The sequence below is a fragment of the Nocardiopsis sp. B62 genome (genome assembly GCF_018070675.1).
Taxonomy (GTDB): domain Bacteria; phylum Actinomycetota; class Actinomycetes; order Streptosporangiales; family Streptosporangiaceae; genus Nocardiopsis; species Nocardiopsis prasina.
The window spans coordinates 313,978-330,533 of record NZ_JAGPXK010000002.1; the positions used below are offsets into that span (position 1 = coordinate 313,978).

Genomic DNA, 16,556 nt, shown 5'->3' on the forward strand with positions numbered 1-16,556 from the left:
GACGTCTTGCTGCCAACTGTTCGTGGGCCGGTCCGGGTGTGTGCATCGGGAGCGGCGCTGAGCGGCCCCACCGCCACGGGACAGCAGGAGCGGTAGGAGGGTCGGGACCGCCGGGAACGCTCCGGGCCGCGGAGACCGGGCCACCGGGACACCCGGTTCGCGCAACGTCTCCGGTAACCCCCTGTGTCACTTCGACAACAGGCGTGAGCGAGTGACCTGCGAGCCGTTGCCTTGGGTAGTACTCCGGATACTCAGGGTGCCTTCTCCGGTGGAGGGGCGCTGCATAGTCTCGGGATCCCGTGGCGCCTTCAGCGCGCGGATCACCGACTTCCAGGGGAGAGTCCATGACGGCCCTGCACGGGTTGACGGTCGACCACCTCAGAATCCACACGGCGGACGCCGAGAAGGCCGCCCTGCGTATGCGCGACGGGTACGGGATGGGGACCCTGGCCGAGAGCGTCCAGAACGGCACCGAGCGGTCCACCATGGTGGGCACCGGTGACATCAGAATGGTGTTCACCCAGGCCCTCACCGACGACCACCCCGTGGCCGACTACGTCCGCGCGCACGGGGACGGGGTCGCCGACATCGCCCTCACCGCCGAGGACGCCCGGGCCGCCCACGACCTCGCGGTCTCCCGGGGCGCGGAGTCGGTGGCCGCCCCCACCGAACGGGACGGAGTGGTCACGGCCACCGTCGGGGGGTTCGGGGACGTCACACACACCTTCGTCGAACGCCCGCCCGGCACCGACGTTCGCCGCCTGCCCGGTCTGTCCCCGGTGACCGGGGGCGCGGCCGACCTCGGGCTGCTCACCATCGACCACCTGGCGGTGTGTCTGGAACCCGGGCGGCTCGACCCGACGGTCGATTACTACCGGAGCGTCCTGGGCTTCGAGCTGATCTTCGAGGAGCGCATCGTCGTCGGTTCGCAGGCGATGGTCTCCCGCATCGTCCGCTCCGCAGGGGGAGACGCCACCCTCACCCTGATCGAACCCGACCAGGACCTCGACCCGGGCCACATCGACGACTTCGTGCGCGACCACGGCGGCCCCGGGGTCCAGCACATCGCGCTGAGCACCGCCGACGCGGTGACCACGGTGGGAGGGCTCCAGGAACGCGGGGTGGCGTTCCTGGCCACTCCCGACGCCTACTACCGGCTGTTGGGCGAGCGGCTCGACCTGCGCAGGCACTCCGTGGAGGAGCTCCGCGAGCTGGACATCCTCGTGGACGAGGACCACGACGGCCAGCTCTTCCAGATCTTCGCCCGGTCCACCCACCCCCGGAACACGGTGTTCTTCGAGGTGATCGAACGTCTGGGAGCCACCACCTTCGGCAGTGGCAACATCCGCGCCCTGTACGAGGCGGTGGAGCAGTGCCGCGAGGGCTGAGGTGACGGAGCCCCGGCTGCGGCCGGGGCTCCGTCACCTATGACCCCGGCGGGGGTCGGACGCCGCGCTCACGCAGGGATCCGACGAAACCGAACAGGTGGAACAGCACGAGGAAGGCCAGCAACCCGAAAGTGGCCCAGAGCCCGACACCGATGGAGCTCTGTGTGGTGGCCAAACCCAGGGCGTCGGACCGGGGGCCGCCGTTGTGCTCCTGGTAGAGCAGTGAGAGGTCGGTGGTCAGGGCGCCGAGCGCGAGGACGGCGAGGACCAGGCCCAGCAGCATCTGGGTGGGGCGGTGACCCACCAGCAGGGTGACCAGGAACCCGACCCCGGACAGCACGAGCGAGACCAGGAGCAGCGTCATCGCCCCGGCTCGGAACGCCTCCGGCGACGCCAGGGAGGCGGCACTGCCCTCGACGGTCGGGGCGCGGTCCAGAGCCAGGTCGAGGCCGGTGTAGGTGACGTACAGGTCCCCCATGCCGCTCTCGCAGGACAGGGTGACGAAGGGAAGGAAGAAGCACAGGACGACGAACGCGAAGCCGCTCGGGCTGAGCAGGCTCCGGCCGCGTCGGCGGGATGGGGGCAAGGGGGGAGTCTTCCTCTCGGGCCCGGGCCAGGGGGCGATGGCTTCGGAGCCCCCCGAGGATAGCCGGGGACAGCGCTCCGTGAGGGCGCTCCTGCTCCGGGTGTCCGCGAGTGGCCACTTCCGGCGGCCCGTCCCCTCTCCGGCCGACCCCTCCCGGACACGGGAGCGGCCCCCGGAGCGGATGTCCGGGGGCCGCTGGGAAACGGGGGGCTCAGGCCCGAGAGGAGGTCAGGCCTGGTCCGCGGTCTCCTTGACCTCGACCCTGCGGGCCGCGGCGCGGCGGCGCACCAGGGAGATCAGCGGCACCAGGGCGGCGATCAGGACCATGACGTACAGCCCGATCGAGATGCCGCTGCTGACCAGGATCGCCGGGTCGCCCGAGGAGGCGGCCAAGGCGCGGCGGAACTCGGTCTCCGCGATCGGGCCCAGCACCACGCCGATCAGCGCGGGGGCGACGGGGACCCCGAAGGTCCGCATCCCCAGTCCGAGCAGGGCGATGGCCAGCAGCATCACCAGGTGTGTCACCGAGGTGTTGATGGCGTACACCGCCAGCACCGAGAACAGCGTGATGCCCGCGTACAGGTACGGCTTGGGCAGCTTCAGCAGCTTCGCCCACAGCGGCGCGAACGGCAGGTTGATCACCAGCAGCAGCACGCTGCCGATCAGCAGCGAGGCCAGCAGGGTCCACACCAGGTCGGCGTTGCGCTCGAACAGCACCGGGCCCGGCTGGAGCCCGTACTGCTGGAAGGCGGCCAGCATGATCGCGGCCGTCGCCGACGTCGGCAGGCCCAGCCCCAGCAGCGGAACCATCGTGCCCGCCGCGCTGGAGTTGTTGGCCGACTCCGGGCCGGCCACACCCTCGATCGCGCCCTGGCCGAACTCGCTCTTCTCCCCGGTCCGGCGCTCACGGCGCTCGGCGAGCTTGCGCTCCAGGCCCAGGGACAGGAAGGTCGGGATCTCGGCGCCGCTGCCGGGGATCGGCCCGAAGGCGCTGCCCATCGCGGTGCCGCGCAGCCACGGCTTCCAGGAGCGGCGCAGGTCCTTGCGGCCCAGCCACGGACGGCCGGTGCGGATCGCCGCGAAGTTCGGCGCGGACTTCCCGCGCGCCGCGATGTAGAGCACCTCACCGAGGGCGAGCAGGCCCACGGTGACGATCACGATGTCGATCCCGTCCAGCATGCTGGAGGAACCGAAGTCGAACCGGGCGGCTCCGCTCTGCCCGTCGATCCCCACGAAGCCGATGGCCAGACCGATGAGCAGCGAGGCGATGCCGCGCACCACCGAGCCCGACACGACCGCGGCCACCGCGACGAACGAGAAGACCGTCAGCGCGAAGTACTCGCCGGGGCCGAAGTTGAGCGCGAACGCCACCATCACCGGGGCGAACAGCGCCACGACCAGCGTGCCGATGACGCTCGCCACGAACGAGCCGATCACGGCCGTGCCCAGTGCCTGGGCGGCCCGCCCCTTGAGCGCCATCTTGTGGCCCTCGTAGGTGGTGGCGATCGACGACGCCTGACCCGGGGTGTTGAGCAGGATCGAGGTGGTGGCACCGCCGAACATGCCGCCGTAGTACACACCGGCGAACAGGATGAACGCGCTGGTGGGGTCGAGGCGGAAGGTGACGGGAAGCAGCAGGGCCACGGCCATGGCCGAACCCATGCCCGGCAGGACGCCCACGGCGGTGCCGAGCAGCACGCCGAGGAAGGCCCACATGAGGTTCTGGGGGGTCAGCGCCGCGGCCAACCCGTCCGCGAGGTTGATCAGAGTGTCCATCAGAGCACCATCTCCAGGAAGCCGCCCGGCAGGCTGAGCCCGAGGCCGAGCGAGAAGCCGACCTGGACCGCCGCGGACATCGACAGCGCCACGATCGCGTCACGCAGGTAGGCGCGGGCGCCGAAGGCGTAGGCCACGATCCAGAACAGCAGGGCACCGGCGAGCAGCCAGCCCACGAACTCCAGCAGTGCCACGTGCACCACCAGACCCGCCAACACCAGCAGGACCGGGCGGCTCTCGAACCATCCCAGGGTGGCGGTGCCGTCGCCCGTGTTCCGGTTCCGGAGGTTGATCACGGTCATGCACACGGCGGTGACCAGCAGCAGCACGCCCACGGTGCCGGGGAAGGCACCCGGGCCGGGCCGCGTGGCGTTGGGCGGTGCCTCGATGGTGAGGCCGCCCCACAGTGCGACGGCGCCCAGGAGCGCGACCAGGGCGGGGATCACCCAAGCGGTCGGGCCGCGCCAGACGGAGGTCTCCGGGTCGGGCGACTCGGCCCCGTCGGTCCCGGTCGTCTGGTCCACGTCGGCCCGGGGGTCCTCGGCGGCCTCGACCGTCGGGGCCTCGTCGGTCCCGCCCGTACCGGCGGTCTCGGCCGACCCGGCGCTGACGCGGGTGTCGTCGGACGTCACAGTCCCAGCTCCTTCACGGTCTCCTGGGTCAGGGCGACCTCCTCGTCGAGGAACTCCTCGAACTCGGCGCGGCCCTGGTAGGTGTCGGTCCACCGGTTGCGCTCCAGCGTGTCCGCCCACGACTCGGTGGCCAGCAGCTCACGCACCAGCGCCTCCAGCTCGTCGGCCTCCTCCTCGGAGAGGCCGGGAGGAGCGATCACCCCGCGCCAGTTCGACATCTCGAGGTCGTAGCCGAGCTCGATCATGGTCGGGATGTCCACGCCGTCCAGGCGTTCGGGGGAGGAGACGGCGAGCGCGCGCAGCGGGCCGTCGTCCTCGATCTGGTCGCTGAAGTCGCCCAGGGTGCCGAAGCCGACCTTCGACGTGCCGGAGAGCAGCGAAGTCAGGGTCTCGCCGCCGCCGGAGTAGGGGAGGTAGTTGATCTCGCCGGGCGAGATCCCCATGGACTGAGCGACCTGCGCGGCGAAGATCTGGTCGACGCCGCCCATGGAACCGCCCGCCACGGGCAGGGTCCCGGACTTCTCGTTCCAGTCCTCGGCGAGGTCGTCGATGGTCTCGTAGGGGGAGTCCTGCGGAACGACGATCGCGAGGTACTCCGACGCCAGCTGGGCGATGGGGGTCGCGTCCTCCATCGTGTAGAGCGACCCGGTCGTCTCCACCGCGCCCACCATGCCCAGTCCGGTCATGGTCAGCACGTTGTCCTGGCCGTCTCGGCCCACGGTCTGGGCCAGCCCGATGGTGCCACCCGCGCCCTCGGCGTTGCGGACCTCGACGTTGAACCGCAGGTCCTCCTCGCGCAGGCCGTTCTGCATCTCACGGGCCAGCGTGTCCCAGCCGCCGCCGGGGCCGGCCGGTGCGATGAGCAGCACCTTCTCCTGGGCCCCGTCGCCGGACGCGGCGCTCTGACGTACGTCGTACAGTGCCGTCCCGACGAGGAGGAGGGCACAGAGCCCTCCTGCCACGCGGAGCGGCACGCCACGATCGCGCATCGTCCTCTCCTTCCTGAGTGTCCGTGCACGTCTCCCTGTGCGCGGACGCAGGGGAGATCCAGACCACAGTGTGACCGTGGGCACGCCCATGTGAGGTCTTTGTTAAAACTGGAGTCATATTGGTCGTATTGTTCGTGAAGCGTGTCTGAGAAGCTGACCGCGCGACGCCGACCTGCGCGTTCACCGGCTGGGAGAGCCCACCCCGGCCACTGGAGTGCTCATGAACCCACATCCCGCACCCGGTCGACTCACGCTCACCGGGTCCCTTTTCATCGGATATGTCTGTCTTCTGGCGGTGGCCCTCGCGGTCCTCGGCTCCCTCTGGGCGATCCACCTCGACCGCGAGACCGACCGCCAGTACGCCGAACGGGTGCTCACCGTGGCCCGCTCCGTCGCGGTCCTGCCCGAGGTCGTCGAGGGGCTCCAAACGGCCGACCCGGCCGAGGACCTCGACCCCCTGGCCGACCGCATCTCCTCCGCCACCGGGGCGGACTACCTGGTCATCGCCTCACCCGACGGGACCCGGCACACCCACCCGGACAAGAGTCGGATAGGTGAGACCGTCTCCACCCCGCCCGGCCCCGTCGTACGCGGCACCGAGTGGACGGGCGTGCAGGACGGAACCCAGGGCCGCACGGTGCGCGCGAAGATCCCCGTGTTCTCCGGCGGGGGCTCGGTGAACGGCGGCGACGCGCAGGGGGAGATCGTCGGATACGTGTCCCTGGGCATCCTGGACTCCAGCGCCACCACCGACGCGCGCGCCTCGATCCCGGTCATCCTCGCCGCCACCGCGCTCGTGCTGGTCCTGGGCGTGGGCGGTTCGTGGGTGCTGTCCCGGCAGGTCCGCGCCAAGACCCACGGCCTGGAACCGGCCGACATCACGGCGCTGCTGGAGAGCCGGGAGGCCCTGTTGTACGCCGTGCGCGAGGGGGTGCTCGCGGTGGACCGCGACGATCGGATCCTCCTGGTCAACCCGCCCGCCCGCACCATGCTCGGGCTGCCCAGGGGGGTGGAGGGGCGCCGCCTCGACGAGCTCGGCCTGTCCGGACGGGCCCGCGACATCGTCTCCGGAGCCGACCCCGGGGACGACCTCATCCTGCTCTCCGGTGACCGCGTGCTGGTCGCCAACCGGATGCCGGTGCGCATCCGGGGCGAGGAGGCCGGGGCCGTGGTCACCCTCCGGGACCGCACCGAGGTGGACCGGCTCACCGGCGAGCTGGACGGAGCGAGGACCGTCACCAGGGGGCTGCGCGCCCAGACCCACGAGTTCGCCAACCGGGTGCACACCGTGGCCGGGATGCTGGAGCTGGGCGCCCACGACGAGGCCAGGGCCTACCTGGCCGACCTCGCCGCGACCCACACCCGCACCTCCAGCGGCGTGGCCGAACACGTCCGCGACCCCGCGCTCGCGGCGCTCACGCTGGCCAAGTCCGCGCAGGCCTCGGAGCTCGGCGTGGACCTGCGGCTCTCCCCGATGACCAGCGTCCCCGTCTCCCTCAAGGGGGACCTGCGCTCGGACGCGCTCCTGACCCTGGGCAACCTGGTGGACAATGCCCTGGACGCGGTCACCCCGAACGGGTGGGTGGAGCTGATGGTGCGCCTGCACACGGTGGCCGACACCGGGCTGCCGCACGACCTCCTGGAGATCCGGGTGACCGACTCCGGGCAGGGGGTGTCCGACGAGCTGGCGGAGGAGATCTTCCGGTACGGGTTCACCACCAAGGCCTCCCGCGACGGAGGCACCCGCGGCCTGGGGTTGGCGCTGGTCAAACAGGTGTGTGAGAGCAGAGGGGGAAGCATCGAGATGGAGGCACCCGACGCCGAGGAGGGCGCGGTGTTCACCGCCTGCCTACCGGTGGTCACGGCGGCGGTGGCCCGGTGATCCGCGTGCTGGTCGTCGACGACGACGTCCGGGTGGCCCGCAACCACCAGGAGCTGGTGGAGTCGGTGCCCGAGTTCACCGTGGTCGGGGTGGCGCACACGGCGGCCGCGGCGCTGGCCCAGGTGCGCGGTCACCGGCCCGACCTCGTCCTGCTCGACCTCCACCTTCCGGACGCCTCGGGCATATCGGTGATGCACACCCTGCGTTCGGCCGCCGCCCAGGACGCCCCGCAGCCGGACTTCCTGATGATCACCGCCGTCCGCGACATCGCCCAGGTCCGCGCCGCCCTGCACGGCGGGGCGGTGCACTACCTGCTCAAGCCGTTCCCGCTCAGCGCCCTGCGCGACCAGCTCGAACGCTACGCGGTGGCGCGCCGTCAGATGGAGGGGGAGCGGCAGGCCACGCAGCACGACGTGGACCGGTTGTTCGGGCTGCTCCGCCCACCCGCCGCCCGCTCCCTGCCCAAGGGCCTGACCGCCGCCACCGTCGACCTGGTCGCGGGCGTGCTGCGCGAGGCGGAGGGCGAGGTCTCCGCCTCGGACGTCGCCGAACGCTCCGGGGTCTCCCGGGTGACGGCGCGCAGGTACCTGGAGCACCTGTGCGCCGACGGCCGCGCCGAACTCCGCATGCGCTACGGATCGGCGGGCCGCCCCGAGCACCTCTACCGCTGGGTCGCCTGATCCCCGGCACGTCGGGCCTCCCGGCCGGATCGCCGTTGTTCTCAGCCAGGGCCCGTTCGCGGTGAACCAGTACGGAGCGAGCTTGATGGGGGAATGGGAGCTCGGTGACCCGGGCCCCGGCCTCCCCGGAGATGTCGGTGGTCCGTGTCACACTCGGGGCATGCTCGATCACCTCGGTATCCAGGTTGCTGATCCCGAAGCCAGCGCCGCCTTCTACGACGCCGTCCTCGCCACTCTGGGCCACGGGCGCATGCTCCAGTACGGGCCGGTGATCGGCTACGGCACCGAGCACCCCCAGTTCTGGATCGCCCCCAGCGAGACCGAGGGCCCGGCGAGGGAGTCGCACATCGCCTTCCTCGCGCCGGGCCGGGCGACGGTCGACTCCTTCTTCGCGGCGGCGGTCGAGACCGGTGCCGAGGTGCTGCACGAACCCAGGCTGTGGCCCGAGTACCACGAGCACTACTACGGCGCCTTCGTCCGCGACCCGGACGGCAACAACGTGGAGGCCGTCAGCCACGTCCCGATCTGATCCGGCGGGACGTGCTCCGGCCGGTGGCCAGCTCGGCGGCGCGGACGGCGCTGGTGAGTGCCACCTCGCCCAGCAGCCCCGGCGCGGCCACCGCGTCCCCGGCCAGATGGAGGCCCTCGCCGCGGTCGATGGCGGGCCGGTCCCGCCACGTGGTGCCCGGCAGGTCCAGCGCGCCGGTGCGGCCGCGGGCCACCTGGTCGCGGCGCCAGGTCAGTCGGCCCCGCCAGCCCTTCACGCCGGTGTCGAGCAGCCCCTCCAGGCGTTCGGTGGCCTCCGCGCGCGACTCGCCGGGACGGATGGGCAGCTGGGCCTGGACGAGGTCCTCCCCGGCCGGGGCGAGGGTGGGGTCGACGACGCTGTAGCGCTCCAGGAACCCGCACTCGTCGGAGTCGAACACCAGGAACGGGTCCCCGGCGCGGCGCTCCACGCCCAGATCCACCATGAGCGTGTGGCCGCTCTCCCAGGTCAGGGAGGCGTCACCGAGCAGGGCCCGCGCCGAGTCGAGGGATGTGGCCACGATGGCGGTCCCCTCGGGTCGGCCCTCGGCCCTGGTCCCCAGCTCGATCCGGACCCCGGCCTCCCGGGCCCGCCGCGCCAGGTGGTCCACCAGTGCGGTCCAGCCGCCCACCACGTACCGGGGCGAGGGCCATGTCGGGCGGGTCACCCGCAGGAACCGCTCCCAGACGAAGGACGCCGACAACCGGGCGGGTTCCGCGTCGAAGAGGGCCACCCCCGTCATGTTGCCCGCCGCCCGCGCGGACTCGGCGCCCAGCCTCTCCTCGGCCCACGATCCGAAGTCCCGGTCGTGCGGGGCACGCAGCCTCCTGTGCGCGGCGGCCCGGATGACGGCCGCGGGAGGTCCGCCGAGCTCGCCCCGGTAGCGCCAGCGCACCCCCAGGGCGGCCCGAGCGGGCAGGGGCCTGGCGGGTGGGATCAGACCGCGTCGGCGCAGCCACGCGTAGGGAGCGGAGTCGGAGTACAGCACGTGCGGGCCGTCGTTGGCCACGTACGGCGGTTCGGTGGACCGGGCCCGCCCGCCCAGGGTCCGGTGGGATTCCAGCAGGGTGACGTTCGCGCCGAGTTCGGCGCTGGCGATGGCCGCGGTCAGACCGGCGAGGCCACCGCCCACAACGGTGATGTCCATGCACCTAGGACGGATCGGTCACCCGCAGACGTGACATCTTGTCCGGGTTGGCCATCAGGTACACGTGCTGGACCCGGTCCTCGAAGACGTCCAGGGCCAGCAGGAGCACCGGACTGCCCTGCGCGGTCACCATCGCGGCCGGCCCGCCGTTCACCTCGGTGACCTCCGTGCCCAGCTCCGCCATGGTGTCCGCGCCCACCGACCTCAGGAAGCGCGCGACGTTGCGCTCCTCGGAGACCGCGGTGAGGAACCGGCCCACCTTCCGGGAGCCGTGCAGCACCCGAAGCGGGGCGCGGGCCTTGCCACCGCTGTCGCTGACCATCGTGGCGTCGTCGGCGAGCATCCCCTTGAGTCCGTCCAGGTCGCCCTCCAGACACGCCCGAAGGAAGCGTTCGGTCATGCGCCTGCGCTTGGCCCGGTCGGCCTCGAACCGGGGGCGGCGCTCCCGCACGTGGTCCCGGGCACGCCGGGCCAGCTGGCGGGCGGCCTCCTCGCTCCGGCCGATGACCTCGGCGATCTGCGCGTAGGGCAGCTGGAACGCTTCGTGCAGGACGAACACGGCCCGTTCCAGGGGGCTGAGGGTCTCCAGCACCACCATGAGCGCGAACTCCACCGAGTCCGCGATCTCGGCGCGTTCGGCGGCGTCGGGCAGGTCGCTGACCGGCTCGGGCAGCCACTCTCCCACGTACGACTCGCGCTGGGCACTGGCCCTGCGCAGCCGGTCGATGGAGAGCCGGGAGACCACCGTGACCAGGTAGGCGCGGGGGTTGTCCACCTCGTCCCCGGGCACCCCGGACCAGCGCAGCCACGCCTCCTGGACCACGTCCTCGGCATCGGCGGCGGTGCCGAGGATGCGGTAGGCGACCCCGGTCAGGAGTGGTCGGTGGGCTTCGAAGACCTCTGTCGTCGTCATGTCAGGGAAGACGTACCACCACGGTCCCCGCGTGACACCCTCCGTCGAGACGGGGTGCAAAAGCGCTTGCCTCGGGCGGACGGTGGTTCTAGGTTGGCGCGATCCGAACCGTTGGTGAGAGGGGTTGCGGTTGTACCGCCTACGTGAGTGGAACCGGGGCGACGCCGACCGGCTGCTGGAGGCCTTCCGCTGGGACGAACTGTCCCGTCAGGAGAGGGAGGTGCCGCGCACGCGAGAGCAGGCCCTGGAGTGGATCGCGCGCAGGGCCGTCCTGGCCTCGGAACAGGAGGTCCACGGGTTCGCGGTGGTCGACGGGACCGACCGGGTGCTGGGGCACGCGCAGGTCTCGGTCACCAGCCGCACGCACGGGCTCGGCTGGTTGTCGTACTGGACGCACCCGGCCGAGCAGGGCCGGGGCGTGGCCTCGGCCGGGGCCCGGCTGGCGGCCGGGTTCGCCTTCGCGGAGCTGGGCCTGTTCCGCGTCGAGACGGGTCACCGTGTGAACAACCCGGGCTCGTGCGTGGCGGCGCGCCGGGCGGGGTTCCGGCCGGAGGGGATCGAGCGGGCCAAGCTCCGCTACGGGACCTCGCGCTACGACACCGGGTCCCACGCCCGACTGGTCACGGACCCCGTCGAGGGTGTGGCCGAGGGCGTCTGCGGGGGCTGAACACGCGAAACGCGGGGCACGGTGAGTGATCACCGTGCCCCGCGTCGTTCCTGTGCCCGGAGCCTGGACTACCAGTCGAAGACGGAGATGCCCGAGGTGCTGTTGCTGTTGACGACGTTGCAGCCCTCGGAGCTGAAGCCCGCGAAGGAGATGACGTCGGCGCAGATCGGCACGGTGATGTTCTGGATGTGGGCGTTGTTGTCCGCGGCGGCGGTACCGGTCATGGCGCCCAGGGCGAGGCCGGTGGCGAGGATGAGACCGGAGACGGCGGTGATGCGCTGCATTGTTGAATCCCTTTCGGTTGGTGTTTCTCAGGTGGATCTGGCAGGTCTGGCAGGGGTGTCGCGCGACGGCTGGGGGCCTAGTCGTGGACGGAGATGCCCGAGGTGGAGTTCCAGTCGACGACGTTGCAGCCGCTGGCGCTGAAGCCGGAGGCCTTGATGACGTCGAGGCAGATCGGGATCGTGATGTTCTGGATCTGGGCGTTGTTGTCGGCCGCGGCGGTCCCGGTCAGGGCTCCGAAGGCGAGGCCGGTGGCGAGGACGAATCCGGAAACCTTGGCAATACGGGACATGGTGGATACCTTTCGGAAGTACAAAAACGGGTTGGCTGCGGCCGCCGTAATTAACTTAGCGTAGCTGGACGCATGCTCGAAGTGATTTTCGCCGGGAACCCAGAGTTTCTCAGGACTTTCTTCGGCTTCGCACCTGACATGGCGGACATGTCACGCCTTGCGGGCCGGGCGCGTTACACAACCGAAAGCGTGGCTGGATCAGACTTCTGGCAAATGCATCGGAACCACCCCTGTCCGACATGACCCGCCGTGGGGGTGCGAACGCGGACACGAAGAAGGGCCCGCACGGTTCACACCGTGCGGGCCCTGCTGTTCGGGAGTGGGGTCGGCTACCAGCCCTGCTGCTGTCCGTAACCCGGGTACTGCTGCCCATAGCCGGGCTGCTGGCCGTATCCGGGCTGCTGCCCGTAACCCGGGTACTGCTGGGGGTCGTAACCGGGGTACTGCTGGTGCTGCTGACCGTAGCCCTGGCCGTAACCCGCGTACGGGTCCGGCTGCTGGGCGCCCGTGTGGTGGTGCTGGTAGGGCTGCTGCTGACCGGACGGGTCCTGCGGCGTCTGCTGCTGGGGCTGCGCCGTCTCGGCCTGGCCGGAGCCCTTGGCGTCGGTGTCGGGACGGAAGATGAACAGACGCGCGGCGGCGGACTCACCGGTCTCGCTGGGGGTGATCAGCTCCAGCCGCCACCCGGCCTCCTCGATGCCCTCGAGGATGCGGGTCAGCCCCGGCCGCAGCTTGCTGGACGCCTCGTCGTAGGCGTTGACCTCGAGCTGGATGATGAACATCCGCCGCTTCTGCTGCGCGGCGACCTTGGCGTGCTCGACGACAGTGCTGTCCCTCACGACCTGCGTGACGCTCATGAATAACCGTACCCATCTGCTCTGCGGAGCTGCTTCACCCGTCGGGGGTCGTTCCCGGTCGTCCGCGTCCACCGTGACGGAATCCGCCGGGCTCCGCTTCCATCATGCCTTCTATGAGGGCATCTGGCCACAGAGAGCCGGAACCGCCGCTGACGACGGGAACCGCCGAGGTGCAGCGGAAACCGACGGCTCCGGGCCCCGGTCGACGGGGCCCGGAGCAGCGCGGCTAACCGGCGACGGAGCGGACCGCCTCGACGACCGGCGTGCGACCGTTCACCAGGTTGAGGACCCTCTTGGCGGTCCCCGGTTCGTCCAGGAGGGCCACGATCACGGCGGCCACGTCGTCGCGGGTCACGGAGTCGCGCTCCACGGCCTCGCCCAGGTCCACCTGACCTGTTCCGGCCTCGTCGGTCAGCCGACCCGGACGCAGGATGGTCCAGTCCAGGTCGAGGTCGTGTTCACGCAGGTCGTCGTCGGCCGCCTTCTTGGCAGCCACGTACGCGGCCCAGACCTCGTCGGTGCCCTCCGGGACCGGCTCGTCCACGTTGATCGCGGAGACCTGCACCAGACGGCGCACCCCCGCAAGAGCCGCGGCGTTCGCGGTCAGCGAGGCCGCCTTGTGGTCCACCGTGGACTTGCGGTCGGCGCCGCTGCCCGGTCCGGCGCCGGCGGCGAACACCACGCCGTCGGCGTCCATGATCTTCTCGGCCAGCTCGGTGACGCTGGCTTCCTCCAGGTCGACGAGGACCGGCTCGGCCCCGGCGTCGACGATGTCCTGGGTGTGGTCGGGGTTGCGGATGAGGGCCACGGGCTGGTCACCGCGGGCGGCCAGAAGCCTGGCCAGCCGCAGTGCGATCTTCCCGTGTCCACCGGCGATGACGATACGCATGGGGGAAGCGTATTGCCTGGGCCACGGGCACACCGGGAGGAGACCCCGGGCGGCGGCGGTGAACTTCCCGACGCCGCCCGGGGGGAATACGTCCCCGCCCGGACGGGATCAGTCCACCGTCCAGGTGTCCCCGCTGGCCAGCAGTGCGCCGAGCTCGCCGTCGCCGTGCTCGGCCCGCGCGTCCTCCACCTGCTCGTTGAGCAGCTCGTCGTAGACCGGTCGCCGCACGTCCCGGAACACCCCGACCGGCACGTGCTCGAAGGCGGGCTGGTCCAGTCTGGACAGCGCGAACGCGTACCCCGGGTCCGGGCGGTGCGCGTCGTGCCGGATCAGCCGGTCCTCTCCGACCGAGTCCACGTCCACGACCTCCAGGCCGCCGAACCCGTCCGCGACCACGCCGCGGTCCGGTCCCAGCCGCAGCGGCTCACCGTGCTCCATGCGCAGCAGCCGCAGGTCCCGGGCGGCCGGGTCCTTCAGCGGCTCGAAGGCGTCGTCGTTGAAGATCGGGCAGTTCTGGTAGATCTCCACGAACGACGCACCGGGGTGGTCCGCCGCCGCGCGCAGCACCGAGGTCAGGTGCTTGCGGTCGGAGTCGACGGTCCGGGCGACGAAGCTCGCCTCGGCGCCCAGTGCCAGTGACACCGGGTTGAACGGCTGGTCCAGCGATCCCACCGGCGAGGACTTCGTGATCTTCCCGGCCTCGGAGGTGGGGGAGTACTGGCCCTTGGTCAGGCCGTAGATGCGGTTGTTGAACAGCAGGATGTTGATGTTCACGTTGCGGCGCAGCGCGTGGATCAGGTGGTTGCCGCCGATGGACAGCCCGTCGCCGTCACCCGTGACCACCCACACCGACAGGTCCGGGCGGCTGGCCGCCAGCCCCGTCGCGATCGCCGGGGCGCGCCCGTGGATCGAGTGCACCCCGTAGGTGCTCAGGTAGTACGGGAAGCGCGAGGAGCAGCCGATCCCGGAGACCATCACGATGTTCTCGCGGGGTACGCCCAGCTGCGGCAGGAACGACTGGAAGGCGGCGAGGACCGCGTAGTCGCCGCACCCCGGACACCAGCGCACCTCCTGGTCGGACTTGAAGTCCTTCATCCGGTACTCGGTGTCGGTCCTGGGCACCAGCCGCAGCCCGGCCGGGGGCGTCCCGTTCGTGTTCTCAGTCACGGTCGATGACCTCCCGCAGCACATCCGCGAGCTCCTCCGCCTTGAAGGGCAGCCCGCGGACCTTGTTGTAACCGATGACGTCCACCAGGAACCGGCCGCGCAGCAGCAGCGACAGCTGGCCCAGGTTGATCTCCGGGACCACGACCCGGTCGTAGCTGCGCAGCACGTCGCCGAGGTTGGCCGGGAAGGGGTTGAGGTGGCGCAGGTGAGCCTGCGCGACCCGGCCCCCCGAACGCCGGATCCGGCGCACGGCGGCGGTGATCGACCCGTAGGTGCCGCCCCAGCCCAGCACGAGCACGTTCGCGTCGCCCGTGGGGTCGGAGACCTCCAGCTCCGGGATGTCCCGGGCGATGGCGTCCACCTTCGCCTGGCGGGTGCGGACCATGAGGTCGTGGTTGTCGGGCGTGTACGAGATGTCGCCGGTCCGGGCGTGCTTCTCGATCCCGCCGATCCGGTGTTCCAGACCCGCCGTGCCCGGCACCGCCCACGGGCGGGCCAGCGTCTCCTCGTCGCGCAGGTACGGCAGGAACTCGCCGTCCGGCCCGTTGGGCCGCGTGGCGAAGTCCGGCTCGATCACCGGCAGTTCCGACACCTCGGGCAGGCGCCAGGGCTCCGACCCGTTGGCCAGGTAGCCGTCGGAGAGCATCACCACCGGGGTCCGGTACCGCACCGCCAGGCGGACCGCCTCCAGCGCCGCGTCGAAGCAGTCGGCGGGGGAGGAGGGCGCCACCACCGGCACGGGGGACTCCCCGTTGCGGCCGTACAGCGCCATGAGCAGGTCGGTCTGCTCGGTCTTGGTGGGCATGCCGGTGCTGGGGCCGGCCCGCTGCACGTCCACGACCACCAGCGGGAGCTCGGTCATCACGGCCAGCCCCACGGCCTCCTGCTTCAGCACCATGCCGGGGCCGGAGGTGGTCGTGACCCCGAGCGAGCCGCCGAACGACGCGCCGATCGCCGCGCCGACCCCCGCGATCTCGTCCTCCGCCTGGAACGTGCGCACGCCGAACCGCTTGTGCCGGGAGAGCTCGTGCAGGATGTCGGAGGCGGGGGTGATCGGGTACGACCCCAGGAACAGGGGCAGACCGGACCGGCGCGACCCGGCGATCAGCCCGTAGGCGGTGGCCAGGTTCCCCGTGATGTTGCGGTAGGTGCCCGGGGGGAGCTTCGCTGGCTTGACCTCGTAGGAGACCGCGAAGTCCTCCGTCGTCTCCCCGAAGTTCCACCCGGCCTGGAACGCCGTGAGGTTGGCGGCGAGGATGTCCGGCTTGCTGGCGAACTTCGACTTCAGGAACGAGGTCGTGCCCTCCGTCGGGCGGTTGTACATCCACGACAGCAGCCCCAGCGCGAACATGTTCTTCGCGCGCTGGGCGTCCTTCTTGGACAGCCCGGACCCCTCCAGGGCGGCCACTGTCATCGAGGTGAGGCCCACGGCGCTCACATGGAACCCGTCCAGGCTCCCGTCCGTGAGGGGGTCGACCGCGTAGCCGACCTTGGCCAGGCTGCGCTTGTTGAACTCGTCGGTGTTGACGATGACGGTCGCGCCCCGGGGCAGGTCCCCGAGGTTGGCCTTCAACGCGGCGGGGTTCATCGCCACCAGCACGTCCGGGGCGTCGCCCGGCGTCATGATGTCGTGGTCGGCGAAGTGGAGCTGGAAGCTGGACACCCCGGGGAGGGTCCCGGCGGGGGCGCGGATCTCGGCGGGGAAGTTCGGCAGGGTCGAGAGGTCGTTGCCGAACGACGCTGTCTCCTGGGTGAAACGGTCACCGGTCAACTGCATCCCGTCGCCGGAGTCCCCGGCGAACCGGATGATGACCCGGTCGAGCTGCTCGATCTGTTTGGCCACTGAGATCGAAGACCTCCTTGGTCAGCCGCCGGTCGTGACG

17 protein-coding genes are annotated in these 16,556 nt (G+C 71.2%); 5 read left to right on the forward strand and 12 right to left on the reverse strand.

From position 1 onward, the window contains the following. The first annotated feature begins 344 nt into the window (after positions 1–344). Positions 345–1,388 (forward strand): 4-hydroxyphenylpyruvate dioxygenase, encoded by a 1,044-nt coding sequence (gene hppD / locus KBX21_RS03490; protein WP_210840969.1) that lies wholly within the window; start codon positions 345–347, stop codon positions 1,386–1,388. Between the two features lie 37 nt (positions 1,389–1,425). Here the strand turns inward: hppD and KBX21_RS03495 are convergent, their stop codons facing one another. From KBX21_RS03495 to KBX21_RS03510, 4 genes are all read right to left on the reverse strand, one after another. After that, positions 1,426–1,974 (reverse strand): hypothetical protein, encoded by a 549-nt coding sequence (locus KBX21_RS03495; RefSeq protein WP_049576263.1) that lies wholly within the window; start codon positions 1,972–1,974, stop codon positions 1,426–1,428. 228 nt (positions 1,975–2,202) lie between these two features. Then, positions 2,203–3,750, reverse strand: a complete 1,548-nt coding sequence (locus KBX21_RS03500) for a tripartite tricarboxylate transporter permease (protein WP_049576266.1) — start codon at positions 3,748–3,750, stop codon at positions 2,203–2,205. Continuing rightward, positions 3,750–4,382, reverse strand: coding sequence for a tripartite tricarboxylate transporter TctB family protein (locus KBX21_RS03505; protein ID WP_210840970.1), 633 nt, complete (start codon positions 4,380–4,382; stop codon positions 3,750–3,752). Before KBX21_RS03505 ends, KBX21_RS03500 begins: the two co-directional genes overlap by 1 nt. Continuing rightward, entirely contained in the window at positions 4,379–5,371 is a 993-nt protein-coding gene (locus KBX21_RS03510; protein ID WP_210840971.1) for a tripartite tricarboxylate transporter substrate binding protein, read from the reverse strand. The genes KBX21_RS03505 and KBX21_RS03510 overlap by 4 nt, the downstream gene beginning before the upstream one ends. Positions 5,372–5,591: 220 nt before the next feature. On the opposite strand from KBX21_RS03510, the gene KBX21_RS03515 reads away from it, so the two are divergent. From KBX21_RS03515 to KBX21_RS03525, 3 genes are all read left to right on the forward strand, one after another. After that, positions 5,592–7,253, forward strand: a complete 1,662-nt coding sequence (locus tag KBX21_RS03515) for a sensor histidine kinase (RefSeq protein ID WP_210840972.1) — start codon at positions 5,592–5,594, stop codon at positions 7,251–7,253. Next, positions 7,250–7,933, forward strand: coding sequence for a response regulator (locus KBX21_RS03520; protein ID WP_049576276.1), 684 nt, complete (start codon positions 7,250–7,252; stop codon positions 7,931–7,933). The genes KBX21_RS03515 and KBX21_RS03520 overlap by 4 nt, the downstream gene beginning before the upstream one ends. A gap of 160 nt (positions 7,934–8,093) precedes the next feature. Then, a complete protein-coding gene (locus KBX21_RS03525) occupies positions 8,094–8,462 on the forward strand; it encodes a VOC family protein (RefSeq protein WP_049576280.1) in 369 nt (122 codons plus the stop codon). Here the strand turns inward: KBX21_RS03525 and KBX21_RS03530 are convergent. Then, the gene (locus KBX21_RS03530; protein ID WP_210840973.1) at positions 8,443–9,606 is read right to left on the reverse strand and encodes an NAD(P)-binding protein; all 1,164 of its coding nucleotides are present in this window, start codon (positions 9,604–9,606) and stop codon (positions 8,443–8,445) included. The genes KBX21_RS03525 and KBX21_RS03530 overlap by 20 nt on opposite strands. A 4-nt stretch (positions 9,607–9,610) precedes the next feature. Next, positions 9,611–10,519 carry an RNA polymerase sigma factor SigJ gene (gene sigJ, locus KBX21_RS03535; RefSeq protein ID WP_210840974.1) on the reverse strand — a complete coding sequence of 303 codons (909 nt, stop codon included), beginning with the start codon at positions 10,517–10,519 and terminating at the stop codon, positions 9,611–9,613. Between the two features lie 130 nt (positions 10,520–10,649). On the opposite strand from sigJ, the gene KBX21_RS03540 reads away from it, so the two are divergent. Continuing rightward, complete coding sequence (locus KBX21_RS03540) at positions 10,650–11,186, forward strand: GNAT family N-acetyltransferase (RefSeq protein ID WP_049576290.1); 537 nt, start codon at positions 10,650–10,652, stop codon at positions 11,184–11,186. 68 nt (positions 11,187–11,254) lie between these two features. Here the strand turns inward: KBX21_RS03540 and KBX21_RS03545 are convergent, their stop codons facing one another. From KBX21_RS03545 to KBX21_RS03570, 6 genes are all read right to left on the reverse strand, one after another. Next, positions 11,255–11,470: a hypothetical protein gene (locus KBX21_RS03545; RefSeq protein ID WP_049576293.1), complete on the reverse strand. Its 216-nt coding sequence runs from the start codon at positions 11,468–11,470 to the stop codon at positions 11,255–11,257. Between the two features lie 77 nt (positions 11,471–11,547). Continuing rightward, positions 11,548–11,760, reverse strand: a complete 213-nt coding sequence (locus KBX21_RS03550) for a hypothetical protein (protein WP_017543045.1) — start codon at positions 11,758–11,760, stop codon at positions 11,548–11,550. Between the two features lie 329 nt (positions 11,761–12,089). Continuing rightward, on the reverse strand, positions 12,090–12,617 hold the full coding sequence (locus KBX21_RS26465; protein WP_049576297.1) for a hypothetical protein: 528 nt from the start codon (positions 12,615–12,617) through the stop codon (positions 12,090–12,092). 226 nt (positions 12,618–12,843) lie between these two features. Continuing rightward, a complete protein-coding gene (locus KBX21_RS03560) occupies positions 12,844–13,506 on the reverse strand; it encodes an NAD(P)-binding oxidoreductase (RefSeq protein ID WP_210840976.1) in 663 nt (220 codons plus the stop codon). 108 nt (positions 13,507–13,614) lie between these two features. Beyond that, complete coding sequence (locus tag KBX21_RS03565; RefSeq protein WP_374225695.1) at positions 13,615–14,673, reverse strand: 2-oxoacid:ferredoxin oxidoreductase subunit beta; 1,059 nt, start codon at positions 14,671–14,673, stop codon at positions 13,615–13,617. Continuing rightward, entirely contained in the window at positions 14,666–16,516 is a 1,851-nt protein-coding gene (locus KBX21_RS03570; RefSeq protein ID WP_210840978.1) for a 2-oxoacid:acceptor oxidoreductase subunit alpha, read from the reverse strand. Before KBX21_RS03570 ends, KBX21_RS03565 begins: the two co-directional genes overlap by 8 nt. Between the last annotated feature and the right edge of the window lie 40 nt (positions 16,517–16,556).